Consider the following 14,104-nt stretch of genomic DNA (forward strand, 5'->3'; position numbering starts at 1 on the left):
TAATTGATAAGGGTTATCAATTATAAAAATTGTATATGATAGGGGATATTATTTTGAAAAAAAATTATATGAAGGCGCTAGTAGTAGCGACAACATTAGCAATTCCATTTGCTACGTATTCTACTCCAGCATTAGCGGCATTAAAAGTTGAAGCAAATCAATCGGTAGCAGCAGCGAGTGATCGCACGTATGATACTGAGATTAAAATATATAAGGACCAAAAAGATGAGCCATCTATGGTTTCTCAATATATAAAAGATCCTAAAGTAACGATTGCAGCTGGCAAAAAAATTGTCACTGTAACAATGCAAGATAGCGATTATTTTCAATATCTTAGAATAGAAGATAAAAACCAGCCTGGTGTATTTCATGATGTGAAGGTTTTGTCAGAAGATAAGAGGAAGAATGGAACGAAGGTAGTTCAATTTGAAATTGGCGAGTTTGAGAAGAAGCACAATATGCAAATGCATATACTTATTCCAGCTATTGGATATGATCACAAATATCAAGTTCAATTTGAAATTAAAGATCCAACTGTAGGTAACAAAGAAACAGAGAAACCAGATGATAACTCTAATTCAGGAAATACGGAAACGGATAATCCAGTTGATAATCAAAATATGATAACAGATAACAAATTAAGAGAACTTGTGAATAAAAAAGTATTTAATAGAAAAGATTTAAATACACCAATTACGAAAGAAGAGTTATTACAAGTAAAGGATTTATTTTTAAATACAAATGAGATACTTGATTATAGTGCATTAAAATATATGCCAAATTTAAAATCTTTAACAGTTGCGAATGCGAAGATAAAAGACCCGTCGTTCTTTGCGAACTTAAAGCAATTAAATCATTTAGCTTTGCGTGGTAATGAATTTGCAGATGTAACGCCACTTGTTAAGATGGATAATTTAGAATCTCTTGATTTAAGTAATAATAAAATTACAAACGTTGCACCACTAACTGAAATGAAAAATGTAAAAAGTTTATATCTATCAGGCAACCAAATAGAAGATGTAACAGCATTAGCGAAAATGGAACAACTAGATTACTTGAATTTAGCAAATAATAAAATTACGAACGTTGCTCCATTAAGCGCTTTGAAAAATGTAACATACTTAACTTTAGCAGGTAATCAAATTGAAGATATTAAAGCGTTATATTCATTACCTTTAACAGACTTAGTATTAACACGTAATAAAGTTAAAGATTTATCCGGCATTGAGCAAATGAAGCAATTAGAAGAATTGTGGATCGGGAAAAATGAAATAAAAGATGTTACTCCTCTAAGTAAGATGACACAGTTAAAACAATTACACTTACCTAACAATGAGTTAAAGGATATTACTCCATTATCAAGTTTAGTAAACTTACAAAAGCTTGATTTAGAAGCGAATTATATTTCAGACTTATCACCAGTTAGTAATTTAAAAAAATTAGTATTTCTAAGTTTTGTTGCAAATGAAATCCGTGATGTCCGACCAGTTATAGAACTAAGTAAGACGGCTTATATTAATGTCCAAAATCAAAAAGTATTTTTAGAGGAAACAGAAGTAAATAAAGAAGTAAAAGTACCTATATATGAAAAAGATGGTGAGATTTCTACGAAAATCCGTCTGAAGAGCGATAATGGTACGTATAGTAATGGTGTAGTGAAATGGAGTACACCAGGTGAGAAAGTATATGAATTTGGTGTGAAAGATCCATTCGCGGATACAGGAATCTTCTTTACAGGATCTGTTATTCAAAATGTAGTAGAAAGTAAAGACGGTAATACATCTAAAGAAGATGAGAAAACAGAAGTGGTAGAATTTAAAGATGTACCAAAGGGACATTGGTCAGAAGAAGCAATTAATTACTTAGCGAAAGAAAAATTATTTATAGGCTATGGAAATGGTGAATTTGGATTTGGTGATAACATTACTCGTGGACAAGTAGCACTTCTAATACAAAGGTATTTAAAATTAGAAAATAATCTAGAACAAAAAACGGCATTTATAGATACGAAAGGAAATATGTATGAAACGGCTATTGATGCAGTGGTTCAAGCTGGAATTATGACAGGCTATGGAAATGGTATGTTCCGTCCGGATGGAGTATTAACTCGATATGAAATGTCAGTAGTACTACAAAGAGTATTTCAGTTAAAAGAAAATGAAAATAGTGCAGAGAATTTTAAAGATGTACCAAATGGCCATTGGGCGAAAGGATATGTGAAAGCTTTAGTGGATAATAAAATATCAAAAGGCGACGGGGAAGGGAATTTTTTAGGAGATAATTTCGTAACACGTGAACAATACGCGCAGTTTTTGTATAATGCAATAAAGAAATAAAGTGAAACTTTATTCAGTGGGGGTTTTGTTCATTCCCCACTGATTAGTAGCCCTCACCAATCGGGCTGCCCGTTAATGCGGAATAAAAAATGAGGAAAATACGCTATTCTTTAATTAAAGAATAGCGTATTTTTTATGTGCAAAATGAAATAGATAGGAGTATAGACATATGAATAGCCTATTTTAAAGAAGAACCACGAAACTATATTGACAAAAAAGCGTTCTCATGTGATAATTCAATTAAATTTTTAGAATAATCAAAAAATATTCCTTTTACATAGAAAGGATTCGAACCTTATATGAATATTATGCCGGGGGTGACGAAATGTTATTTTTTCTGAAGAAATGGAATGAATTAAAAGATGTGAAATCTGAATTGGCACTTCGTGATTGGTTTTATGGTACCAAAATTAGCTTATCGCTATGTACGTCAAAAGAGCCGTTAACATTTTTAGTAAATGTTGAGGGAAGAGATAAAGGGCTATTTTCGGAAGAAGATTTTATTGTCGTAAATTGCATGTGCGAGTCAGTATTTGAAAATGAAGAAAAACCAGCTGCAGAGTCATTTATGCATGCGGATATTTATAAAAAAAGTAGTGCAGGATGTATTTTACAAGTGCAGACTGTAGATAGTCATTTAATATCAGAGTTATATGGGGAAGAAGGAGAAGTAACGTTCGATAAACGCAGTGTGGAGCGTGTTTTCGGAAAAGAAGGTATAACAGAAATGACAATTCCAATTGTAGAAGATGAAAAAAAATTCGCTGATTTATTAGAAAGCAATGTTCCGAATTTCATTGAAGGTGGAGGAGTAGTTCTTGTTCATAATTACGGCATGATTGTGTGGGGAAAAACGCCAGAAGAAGCGAAAAAATGGCTAGAGGGTATAGAATATTTAATGAACTATCATGTAAAGTTATTAATGATTAAGGGTGCAAGGAGCTCTGTTATATAAAAATGGATGTGATATGGCTACAAGTTAATAAACAAATGAAAGCGTTTTAAAAATAATTTCACTCATAAAATATAGGTCTCCTTATTATATATAGATTACATGTTGACATGTAAGGAGGAACATATTTTGCGAGTTAAATATCATTTTCTGCCAAAGCAGCAAGTAACATTTTGCAAGATAAATGATTCTGGTGAAGAGGCACTGCAAATGATGAACGAAACGGGATTTCGAGCCATCCCGGTATTAGCAGAAGATGAGAAGAAATTCACGGGGATTATTTATAAAGTAGATTTATTAGAAAAAAAATGCAATAGCGGATTAGAGCATGTAAGTGCAGGGGATATGCTTGATGATTCCAATGCATTTATTTTTGAAAAGGATTCATTCTTCAGAGCTTTTTATGTAATTCGTCGGCTTCCGTTTTTAGCCGTGCTAAATGATTATAATGAATTTGTCGGTATGTTAACGCATTCGAATATATTTGATGTTATTGAAGATTCATTTGGTATGCGAACAGGTGGTTATATATTAACAATTGCAACACAAGATTGTAAGGGAACGATTAAAGAGCTTGGGACATTGTTAAAAGCATATAATATCGGTGGCCTATTTACGTTAGATAACGGTGATCAATATATCCGCCGCGTTATTGTAAATATATCAGATGAGTTAGATGAAACAAGATTAAAGCAATTAATCGGAAAAATAGAGAAAAAAGGATTCAGAGTGAGTCATGTAGATTATATTTAAGTTAAAAAAAGTACCTATCTGTTATATATAGATAGGTACTTTTTTGTCCCGTCATTTGTGGGCAGTAAAATCCGAGCCTCAAAATTCAGCGCAAGTAAAGAAGTTAAGTGGGGGGACGGATTGCCCATAAAAGCCCAATTGGTGAGGGCTGATTAAAGTTTCACTTTATGTGAGTAATGAACTTTATTTTGAAACAGGAGGCGGGGATAATGCTAGATCAGATAAGAAAATAAAGTCTGCATGCTCACGAATTTTAGGGATAGAAGTTTCAATAACGCGTGATGTAATTTCACCTGGAGGGCCCACATGCCCGATAGCTACCATAATAGGTTTTTCTTGAATTTTTTTGATGAGTAATTGGGCTTGTTTTGAAATATGTCCTGCTGTATACACATCATCAAAAAATAGTTGGTTTTCAATAATAGGAACTCCTAATTCTTTTCCGATTTTTGGGACGACACTATTAGGATTCGTTTTACTATCTAAGTAAAATAAACCGTGTTTTTTACAAGCAGCAAGTATAAGGCGAACAATTCTTTCATCCGCTGTTACTTTTGACCCCATATGATTGTTCATTCCAATTGCATGCGGTACTTCTTGAATCGCTTGTTCAAGTCGGTTGTTTATTTCTTCATCGCTTAAATCAGTTGTAATTGCTTTCGGCCCAAGCCATTCTTTTTTACCTTTTATAGGTTCCATCGGCATATGTATAATAACTTCATGGCCTTTCTTATGGGCAGCTATTGCATCTTCTTTTGTGGAAGGAAGAAAAGGCATAACAGCAACAGTGAGTGGAATGGGAAGTGATAACATTTGATTAGTCCCCTTCATATTATTTCCGAAATCATCAATGACAATAGCAACTTTATTCGTATGAGCATTTGCTTGAATAGGAAATAAGAAGGACGGTAAAAACAAAACAATGATGAATAATGCAATCGTATATTTTCGCATATAAATATTTCCTTTCTATTGTTATCCCGCTATTTGTGGGGAGTAAGACTCCCACCTCAACATTGGGCTGGATAGGTGGGAGATTCACTGCCTACCCGATTGGTGAATGCTAATAATCAGTGGGGGCTGAACAAAAAACACTGATTAAAGTTTCACTTTATCAATCATCATTATGTTTTGCTTTTTTATATAAATTAAACAAAAAATGTCGAAGAAAAGTAGGTGGAAAATTAAGAATCCACGGTTTACGTAGCATTTATAAAAAAACAAGATGAAAAAAATGTCTATTATTGCGAATGTATTTACAAAGATAGAATAATTTGTAATAATTCTCAAAGTGAGGGTAAAGATTTGTAAATTACAGGGAGAAAATGTTAAAATTTCTGATTCTTCAAATTTGCATATGATTAAGTAGTTAAAAAAGTCAATGGAGAAGTGAAGTTAAGAGCATGGAAGTATAATAAGGGGGATATGGATGTTTACTGTAAAAAGGAAGTACACATTAGAAAAGCTTTCACGTGATATTCATATGAAACGTGAAGAAATGATTCAACTAGGATTAACAAGTGGGCTAAATAGTAGGGAGACAATTCAAGTTAGTCAAGAATTGGACAAGCTTATTTTACAATATCAATGTTATAAAGAAAAACAAACACCGAAATGGTTTTCAATTATAAAAATACCTATTTTCCAAATCGGGTATGAAGGAAAATCAAATAATTTTTGGCGAATGCTTGTGGCTGGTTTTATGAAATAAGTATAATTACCCTTATAGGATAAGGATAATTATACTATGTGTAACGGAATTTCGATATGAACTGCTGTTCCTTCGTTTTCTGTACTGTCAATAAAAATATGCCCATTATACATCTCTACAATTCGTTTACATATGACAAGTCCAAGACCTGTTCCAGTATCTTTATTAGTAAAGAACGGATGAAAGAGGTGTTTTTGAATATGTTGCGGAATCCCTTTTCCAGTATCTATAATCTGCAATTGTGCGTGTGTTTCATTGTTTTTTACTACAATGGTTAGTGTATCACTAGAAGTCATGGCCTCAATTGCATTTTTTGTAATGTTTAAAACCACTTGTTTCATATGGTCTTTCGAACAACGGATATGAACAGGATGGTCTGGCAAATGTAAATGGAATACAATGTTATGTAAATTCGCCTCAGATTGAATAATTAATGCTACCTCATTTAGAATTTTTCTTACATCATACGTTTGTTCGATGATGGCGGTTGGCTTTCCGAGAATAAGAAATTCACTTACAATTTCATTGATTCGCTCTATTTCTTGTTCAATTACGGAAAAGTAGAACTGATCTTGCTCATCTTTATATTTCTCTTTTAATAGAGCGACGAGTCCTTTAATTCCAGTAAGAGGATTACGGATTTCGTGTGCTGTACTCGCTGCAAAAGTTCCAACTAATTCAATTTTTTGTAGTTCATTTTGTTGCCTTTCAATTTTTGTTTGACGTTTTAACAACATATATTGAGCAAGTAAAAATAAAATAGACATTAAAAATAAAGTAGCTATACACTCTATTGCAACCCACTGGTATAAGGTTTTTTGATGAATAGGTAATGGAGAAACAGAGACCTTCCAATTTAATCTTTGGAGTGGGGTAGTAAGCATATTAGAATGCGTATCACTTGTGTCGTTATTATCATCGGTTAGAAAAACTACATCATGTTTATCAGTTACCTCAAAATGGTATTGTGGTTTAATGGCATTTAAAGAAGATGAAATGTAATCAAAGCGTAAACTAGCTAATAATAATCCTGAGAGCTCCTTCTGTTTATTAAATATGGGGGCAGCAATCATAATAGCTTTATGTCCAAGAACGCGATCAGTAATGACTGATGATACAGTGGTTTTTTTAGTTTGGAGCGCGTCTTGAATATATTTACGGTCTGAAACATCTATAGGCTTTGATTCATCTTCAGATGCGATTGTAATGACTCCTTCTGGTGTAGCGTAATATAGACCAGAAAAGCGTGCATCGTTTCCATCTGTATCATGTACAATTTGTTTAATACCATTTATATTACCAGTCTCGGTGCCTACAACTTTTGCAAGCATGTCTAAAGCAGAAATTGCTTCACCAAGATGATGATCCAAATAATCTCTATATAAAAAGAGAACTGTATGAGCAGATAATTTGTTTTCCTGTTTCATTTTATATGTATGATACGAATAAAATGTAGCACCAATCCCTATTGTCGGTAGGATAACAAGCAATATATATACAATTATGCTTTGGAATTTGACTTTCAAATGTGGTACTCCTTCTTTTTTATTATCATTATATATAAACTATGTTAAAATTGTCATGTTTTTATTCAAGAATGATTCTTAATATATTAGGGGAGAGGAAATGGATGAGTGAATGCTCATTCGGAATTTACAGGAAGTATGAACTGGCATTTTCTTTTTATTGCTGAGAATTTAAGTGAAGGGTTGAAATTTGTATGACATCAAATAATGAACGAGAAGATATTTCTCAATCTTTAAAAGTATTTATTGCATTATCTCGTGTACATCGTTCTGTTATGGATACTACAAATAAATCTATACAAAGTAACGGGTTAAATCCAACTGAATTTGCTGTATTAGAACTGCTATATCATAAAGGCGGTCAACCACTTCAGCAAATTGGTGAGCGTATTTTAATAGCTAGTGGCAGCATTACATATGTTGTAGATAAGCTGGAGAAAAAGGGATTAGTAAAGAGAATTCCATGTCCGAATGACAGACGTGTTATTTACGCGCAATTAACTGAGTCTGGCGAGAACTTTATTGCTTCTATTTTTCCGGGGCATGAGAAAGTTATACATCAGTCTTTTGAAATGTTAACGAAAGATGAAAAAGATGAATTACTTGATTTATTAAAAAAAATTGGGAAGTATGAAAAATAATATGTTCCAAAGGAGCTTTGGATAAATAAATCCAAGGCTTTTTTATTTGTAATGAGCTCAGGGCAATCACTGCCGAAATTTGTTGAAAATTAAGAGGAAATTCAAGAATACGTATTGAATTATAATAAAGGTATGTAATGGAGAGGAGGCTCGTTCATGTCATTTAAAGACTATGAATATAAACGCCCAAATATTGAAGAGTTAAAAGAGAAATTTACTGTTGCTTTAGAGAAGTTTGATAACGCAAAAACTGTAGAAGAACAAAAACAAGTCATTCATTCAATTAATGAGATTCGCAACGATTTTGGTACAATGGGAAACCTTTGTTACATTCGCCATTCTGTTGATACGACGGATACTTTTTATAAGGAGGAGCAGGATTTCTTTGATGAATTCTCTCCAGTTGTACAAGGATATGGTACAAAATATTATAAGGCACTCATTAATTCTCCATTTCGTGAAGAATTAGAGGCGTATTATGGAAAACAATTATTTGCTCTAGCAGAATGTGATTTAAAAACATATTCAGATGAAGTCGTGAAAGATTTACAATTAGAAAATAAATTATCATCGCAATATACACAGTTATTAGCATCTGCAAAAATTGACTTTGCTGGAGAAGAAAGAACGTTATCGCAACTGATTCCGTTTATGCAAGGAAAAGAAAGAAGCGAACGTAAAGCAGCAAGTGAAGCATACTACGGATTTTTAGCTGGAAATGAGGAAGAACTAGATCGTATTTATGATGAGCTTGTTAAAGTGAGAACGAAAATCGCAAAATCTTTAGGTTTCAAAAACTTTGTTGAACTTGGATATGCAAGAATGTACCGTACAGATTATAATGCGGAGATGGTGGCTAATTACCGTCAGCAAGTGCTAGATTATATCGTTCCCGTTACAACGGAATTAAGAAAGCGACAACAAGCACGTATCGGTGTAGAGAAGTTAGCTTATTACGACGAAAACTTTGAGTTTGCTACAGGTAACCCAACTCCAAAAGGAGATGCGGATTGGATTGTTGATCATGGAAAGACAATGTATAAAGAGTTATCGGCTGAAACAGATGAATTTTTCAATTTCATGCTAGATAATGATTTATTAGATTTAGTTGCGAAAAAAGGAAAAGCTGGTGGCGGATATTGTACATATATTGAGAATTATAAAGCGCCATTTATTTTCTCAAACTTCAATGGAACATCTGGTGACATTGATGTATTAACACATGAAGCAGGTCATGCTTTCCAAGTATATGAAAGTCGTAAATTTGAAATTCCAGAATATAATTGGCCAACATATGAGGCGTGTGAAATCCACTCTATGAGTATGGAATTCTTTACATGGCCATGGATGAAGCTATTCTTTGAAGAAGATGCAGATAAATATTACTTCTCTCACTTAAGTTCAGCACTTCTGTTTTTACCTTATGGTGTATCTGTTGATGAATATCAACATTATGTATATGAAAATCCTGAAGCATCACCTGAAGAGCGTAAGACAGCATGGCGTAACATAGAGAAGAAATATTTACCACATCGTGATTATGAGGAGAATGATTATTTAGAGCGCGGTGGTTTTTGGCAACGTCAAGGGCATATTTATAGCTCACCGTTCTATTATATTGATTACACGCTTGCTCAAATTTGTGCGCTACAATTTTGGAAACGTGCAAGAGATAATAGACAAGAGGCGTGGGAAGATTATGTGAATCTGTGCCAACAAGGTGGAAGTAAATCGTTCTTAGAATTAGTAGAGGTTGCAAATTTAACATCACCATTTGCTGAAGGCTGTGTGAAAAGTGTTATTACAGAAATTGAAGCATGGTTACATGCGATTGACGACACAAAATTGTAAAAAACATGCGCTTTTTTTCACATGTTTAACATCGACATAATGGGAAAATGATGAGATAATAAAAGAAAATTCAGAATACTAAAGGGGTGTTTCTAATAAGGAGCACCTCTTTTCACCAACAAAAGGGGGGAACAAGTATGCTTCAATCTAATATGGATGTAAGTTTAGAAAGTTTAGTAAACTCATTACAGGCTACTCGAAGCACGCTATTATCAGAAATTGAAATGTTAAATGACACAGAAGTGAATGTAAAGCCACGCCGTGATAAATGGAGTATTATTCAAATTTTACACCACTTGCATTTAGTTGAACAATCTGTCACGTCTGCCCTTGTATATGCTTTACAAAAAAATGAAAGAAACATGACTCCATTTAAAGACCTCCAACTTACGCTTGATCGCACAGATAAACGAGAAGCTCCTCAGCAAATGCAACCAACAGAAACTTTAGTGAAAAAACAGCAAGGAATTCAATTGCTAGAACATTCACGCCAAGAACTATTACACGCGCTTCATAGTGTTATAGATGAAAAAGATCTATTTGAAAATGGATTAAAGCATCCTGTTTTTAATGATCTGAATTTGTATCAATGGGTTCAATTTCTTGATTTGCATGAACAAAGACATCTTACGCAGTTAAAAGAGGCGAAACATGCAATTTTGCAACGCTAAAGTGGAAGAAGTGGGAAACCACTTCTTTTTTGATACGTGCATAGTTTTCTTTCTTATTTTGGAATACTACATGGAGAAATAAGAAAGAAAAGAAGGAGTTGAAAAAAACATGTCTAAGAAGAAGCGAGAAGAAGAGCGCGCCTGGAAAGCACGTAAAGAAAATCAACAACCGCACGGAAAAGTGAAAGCTTTTGCTGAATTAGTTGAAGGAACAGAAAAAACGTGATGAGTATTTCATCACGTTTTTTGTATGAGTGGAAAAGTTAATAAAAAGGTTGTACCGATTCCTTTTTCACTTATAATATCAATTTTTCCATTCATAGCTTGAACAACACTGAATACGACCATCATTCCAAGTCCAGTACCTTTTTCTTTCGTTGAATAAAAGGGCGAACCAAGACGTTTTACTTGTTCTGAATCCATACCGACTCCTGTATCTTTTATATATAACTGAATATGCTTATGATCAGGAACTAATGTGAAATAAAGATCACCGCCTTTTGGCATAGCCTCAATGCAATTTTTTAAAATATTTAATAAACATTGATTTAGTTTTTGCTTTTCTCCAGCGATAAAAAAAGAAGTGCTTTGCTTTATATAATGAGTACGTACATTTGTTAAATTAGCAAGTGGTGTAATTAGCGACAATGCATGTAGTAATTCTTCTTCTAACTGTAATATTTGTTCTTTTTCAATGCTTGGTTTAGCAAAGGTTAAATAATCTGTAAGAACATGATTTGCTTGTTCGATGCCATTAATGGCAATGTCGATATATAATTTTCGTTCCTGCTCAGTGCATGTATCTGATTGTAACAGTTGTAAAAAACCTTTCGTTGAAGTTAATGGATTGCGAATTTCATGAGAGATAGACGCTGCCATTTCACCAATTAAATGAAACTTTTCAGCATTTATAAGTTCATTTTGGAGACGAACTTGAGTTTGTAATATGTGTAGTAAATATAAAATTAGAATCGTACCAAGCATTGAACATAATTCATACACAATAATATGCGGTATATAATCAGTCTTATTTGTAACCTTTGAAAGGAAGAAGGGTATCCAACTAAATCCGTATGTGAGACTGTAGATAATAGCAAGTGTTATTTTTATACGATTAGAAGTTCGATTGAAAAATTTATATGTTAATAATAGAACAATAAATAGAAGAACAGAACCGATAAGAGATGGGAAAACACCTACCCCACCTAATAATAAGCGATATATGTTTAATACAACTAAGATAGAACCACCAGCAATAGGCCCTCCCGTTAATGTACCGACAATTAATACAATATGGCGCATATCAAATTGAAAACCATTATTTGTTTTTGCTGCAAATGTAATACAGAGTACGGTAGCGAGGCAACAGAGTACAATGAATATAGCTGAATTTAATTTAGGAGAGCGTTTCCCTTTTTGATTCCAAAATAAATGATATACGAGCATTGTAATCAGGATGAATAATATATTTAAAAAGAGATAAATAATAAAGGATTTCAGTGGGATGCCTCCTCTCTTCTTATATTAAATTAATCATACTATAAAATGAAAGAAATGAAATAATAAATAGCGGAAAAATCAGAAATTTTTACGCTAGTATACAATATGTTACAATAAGCTATGTCAATGAAAGAAGAAATTCCGTGCACCGCGCGGGAGAGGTTCGCGAACTCCCTCTATAAAAAACTATGGAAACAACAATATCCTTAGGTATTGTTTTGTTTTTTTATTGTGACAGTTCAAGAACGTTCTTTCTTCTTATTTATAGTAGAGAAGGAGAATGAGTGAAATGAAAAAAGAAAAAGCAGTTGTTGTTTTTAGTGGAGGACAAGATAGTACGACATGTTTATTTTGGGCAATAGAGCAGTTTGCAGAGGTAGAAGCTGTAACGTTTAATTACAATCAACGTCATAAGCTAGAAATTGATTGTGCAGCGGAAATTGCAAAAGAACTAGGAATAAAGCATACGGTACTAGATATGAGTTTATTAAATCAACTTGCTCCAAATGCGTTAACGAGAACGGATATGGAGATTACACATGAAGAAGGTGAATTGCCATCGACATTTGTAGATGGACGAAATTTACTCTTCTTATCATTTGCTGCTGTATTAGCAAAACAAGTTGGAGCACGTCATATTGTAACGGGTGTATGTGAAACTGATTTCAGTGGTTATCCAGACTGCCGTGACGTGTTTGTGAAATCGTTAAATGTTACTTTAAATTTATCTATGGATTACCCGTTTGTCATTCACACGCCACTTATGTGGATTGATAAGGCTGAAACATGGAAATTATCAGATGAACTTGGAGCATTTGAGTTTGTTCGAGAAAAAACATTAACATGTTATAACGGAATCATTGGTGATGGTTGCGGTGAATGTCCAGCATGTCAACTTCGTAAAGCAGGATTAGATACGTACCTACAAGAACGCGAAGGAGCGAACAACTAATGGATAACTTTTTTGGATTTCGCATCGTAGAGAATTTGCAAAAAATGGACAAGGATATTCAGCGTAAACAACTCAAATACCATAATAAAAGGGTAATGGTCAGCAAGGAATTTACATTTGATGCAGCACACCATTTACACTGTTATGAAGGGAAATGTAAAAACTTACATGGTCACACATATAAAGTTGTATTTGGAATTAGTGGATATGTAAATGAAATAGGTCTTGCAATTGACTTTGGAGATATAAAAGAAATTTGGAAGAATGAAATAGAAATTTATCTAGATCATCGTTATTTAAACGAAACGTTACCTGCAATGAATACGACTGCTGAAAATATGGTCGTTTGGATTTATGAAAAGATGGCAGAAGCACTAACAAAAGAGAATCGAGTGAACGAATATAAAGGAGCTCGCGTTGAATTTGTTCGTTTATTTGAGACGCCGACTAGTTATGCGGAAGTAAGACGGGAGTGGATGCTTGATGAGTAAAATCCCTGTCTTAGAAATATTCGGTCCGACTATTCAAGGTGAAGGAATGGTTGTAGGGCAAAAGACAATGTTTATCCGTACAGCTGGTTGTGATTATAGCTGTGCTTGGTGTGATTCTGCTTTTACGTGGGATGGATCAGCTAAAGATCAAATTAGACAGATGACACCAGAAGATATTTGGGATGAGCTTGTTGCAATTGGAGGAGAAAATTTTTCTCATGTTACGATTTCAGGTGGAAATCCGGCATTATTGAAAAATATTGAGTTTCTTCTTTCTATATTAAAGGAAAATGGAATGCGAACGGCAATTGAAACGCAAGGGAGTAAATGGCAAGATTGGTTACTTCAAATTGATGAGATAACAATTTCTCCAAAACCACCAAGTTCAACGATGAAAACAGATTTTCAGAGGTTAGATGCTATTATTCAGAAACTAGCAGGAAAAGATATTAGTTTAAAAGTAGTAGTATTCGATGATCATGATTTTGAATATGCAGTTAAGATGCACGAACGTTATCCAAAGGTACCATTTTTCTTACAAGTAGGAAACGATGATACAAAAACAGTGGATGATGCGATGCTTATAAAAAAATTATTAGATAAGTATGAATGGCTGATTGATAAAGCTGTAAATTGTAAAGAGATGAATGATGCAAAAGTATTGCCTCAGCTTCATGCGTTAGTATGGGGAAATAAGCGCGGCGTATAACGAGAAGGGAT

The 14,104-nt window shown here is 33.6% G+C and carries 14 protein-coding genes and 1 riboswitch; of the genes, 11 read left to right on the top strand and 3 right to left on the bottom strand.

What is annotated here, in order from left to right; translation table 11 throughout:
• Positions 1 to 35 precede the first annotated feature (35 nt).
• From ACTL4X_RS06805 to cbpA, 3 genes are all read left to right on the top strand, one after another.
• Entirely contained in the window at positions 36 to 2,336 is a 2,301-nt protein-coding gene (locus ACTL4X_RS06805) for an NEAT domain-containing leucine-rich repeat protein (RefSeq protein ID WP_078386599.1), read from the top strand.
• A gap of 325 nt (positions 2,337 to 2,661) precedes the next feature.
• Positions 2,662 to 3,291, top strand: a complete 630-nt coding sequence (locus ACTL4X_RS06810; RefSeq protein WP_000896006.1) for a class II aldolase/adducin family protein — start codon at positions 2,662 to 2,664, stop codon at positions 3,289 to 3,291.
• A gap of 126 nt (positions 3,292 to 3,417) precedes the next feature.
• Positions 3,418 to 4,041, top strand: a complete 624-nt coding sequence (gene cbpA, locus ACTL4X_RS06815) for a cyclic di-AMP binding protein CbpA (RefSeq protein WP_001264208.1) — start codon at positions 3,418 to 3,420, stop codon at positions 4,039 to 4,041.
• Between the two features lie 183 nt (positions 4,042 to 4,224).
• Here cbpA and ACTL4X_RS06820 read toward each other — a convergent pair whose 3' ends face one another.
• Entirely contained in the window at positions 4,225 to 4,995 is a 771-nt protein-coding gene (locus ACTL4X_RS06820; protein WP_001234107.1) for a divergent polysaccharide deacetylase family protein, read from the bottom strand.
• A gap of 475 nt (positions 4,996 to 5,470) precedes the next feature.
• On the opposite strand from ACTL4X_RS06820, the gene ACTL4X_RS06825 reads away from it, so the two are divergent.
• Positions 5,471 to 5,752: an aspartyl-phosphate phosphatase Spo0E family protein gene (locus tag ACTL4X_RS06825; protein WP_000495536.1), complete on the top strand. Its 282-nt coding sequence runs from the start codon at positions 5,471 to 5,473 to the stop codon at positions 5,750 to 5,752.
• Between the two features lie 29 nt (positions 5,753 to 5,781).
• Here ACTL4X_RS06825 and ACTL4X_RS06830 read toward each other — a convergent pair whose 3' ends face one another.
• Positions 5,782 to 7,278, bottom strand: a complete 1,497-nt coding sequence (locus ACTL4X_RS06830; RefSeq protein ID WP_000865067.1) for a DUF3149 domain-containing protein — start codon at positions 7,276 to 7,278, stop codon at positions 5,782 to 5,784.
• A gap of 194 nt (positions 7,279 to 7,472) precedes the next feature.
• On the opposite strand from ACTL4X_RS06830, the gene ACTL4X_RS06835 reads away from it, so the two are divergent.
• From ACTL4X_RS06835 to ACTL4X_RS06850, 4 genes are all read left to right on the top strand, one after another.
• Positions 7,473 to 7,919: a MarR family winged helix-turn-helix transcriptional regulator gene (locus tag ACTL4X_RS06835; protein WP_000203336.1), complete on the top strand. Its 447-nt coding sequence runs from the start codon at positions 7,473 to 7,475 to the stop codon at positions 7,917 to 7,919.
• Between the two features lie 156 nt (positions 7,920 to 8,075).
• On the top strand, positions 8,076 to 9,770 hold the full coding sequence (locus ACTL4X_RS06840) for a M3 family oligoendopeptidase (RefSeq protein WP_000008577.1): 1,695 nt from the start codon (positions 8,076 to 8,078) through the stop codon (positions 9,768 to 9,770).
• Positions 9,771 to 9,907: 137 nt separating this feature from the next.
• Positions 9,908 to 10,441, top strand: coding sequence for a DinB family protein (locus tag ACTL4X_RS06845; RefSeq protein ID WP_078403967.1), 534 nt, complete (start codon positions 9,908 to 9,910; stop codon positions 10,439 to 10,441).
• Positions 10,442 to 10,550: 109 nt separating this feature from the next.
• Positions 10,551 to 10,667: a DUF6254 family protein gene (locus tag ACTL4X_RS06850; protein ID WP_000038355.1), complete on the top strand. Its 117-nt coding sequence runs from the start codon at positions 10,551 to 10,553 to the stop codon at positions 10,665 to 10,667.
• Between the two features lie 11 nt (positions 10,668 to 10,678).
• On the opposite strand, the gene kinB is transcribed toward ACTL4X_RS06850, so the two are convergent.
• Positions 10,679 to 11,887 carry a sporulation sensor histidine kinase KinB gene (gene kinB / locus ACTL4X_RS06855; RefSeq protein ID WP_000964154.1) on the bottom strand — a complete coding sequence of 403 codons (1,209 nt, stop codon included), beginning with the start codon at positions 11,885 to 11,887 and terminating at the stop codon, positions 10,679 to 10,681.
• Between the two features lie 206 nt (positions 11,888 to 12,093).
• Positions 12,094 to 12,137: riboswitch (PreQ1 riboswitch) on the top strand.
• Between the two features lie 93 nt (positions 12,138 to 12,230).
• Between kinB and queC the strand changes: the two genes are divergently transcribed.
• From queC to queE, 3 genes are read left to right on the top strand one after another with little or no spacing between them, the layout of a single operon-like run.
• On the top strand, positions 12,231 to 12,893 hold the full coding sequence (gene queC, locus ACTL4X_RS06860) for a 7-cyano-7-deazaguanine synthase QueC (RefSeq protein WP_000711595.1): 663 nt from the start codon (positions 12,231 to 12,233) through the stop codon (positions 12,891 to 12,893).
• Positions 12,893 to 13,384, top strand: a complete 492-nt coding sequence (gene queD / locus ACTL4X_RS06865) for a 6-carboxytetrahydropterin synthase QueD (RefSeq protein ID WP_000368414.1) — start codon at positions 12,893 to 12,895, stop codon at positions 13,382 to 13,384. Before queC ends, queD begins: the two co-directional genes overlap by 1 nt.
• On the top strand, positions 13,377 to 14,093 hold the full coding sequence (queE, locus tag ACTL4X_RS06870) for a 7-carboxy-7-deazaguanine synthase QueE (RefSeq protein WP_000036294.1): 717 nt from the start codon (positions 13,377 to 13,379) through the stop codon (positions 14,091 to 14,093). Before queD ends, queE begins: the two co-directional genes overlap by 8 nt.
• The last annotated feature ends 11 nt before the right edge of the window (positions 14,094 to 14,104 follow it).

The organism is Bacillus sp. RE35 (assembly GCF_052146655.1).
Taxonomy (GTDB): domain Bacteria; phylum Bacillota; class Bacilli; order Bacillales; family Bacillaceae_G; genus Bacillus_A; species Bacillus_A cereus.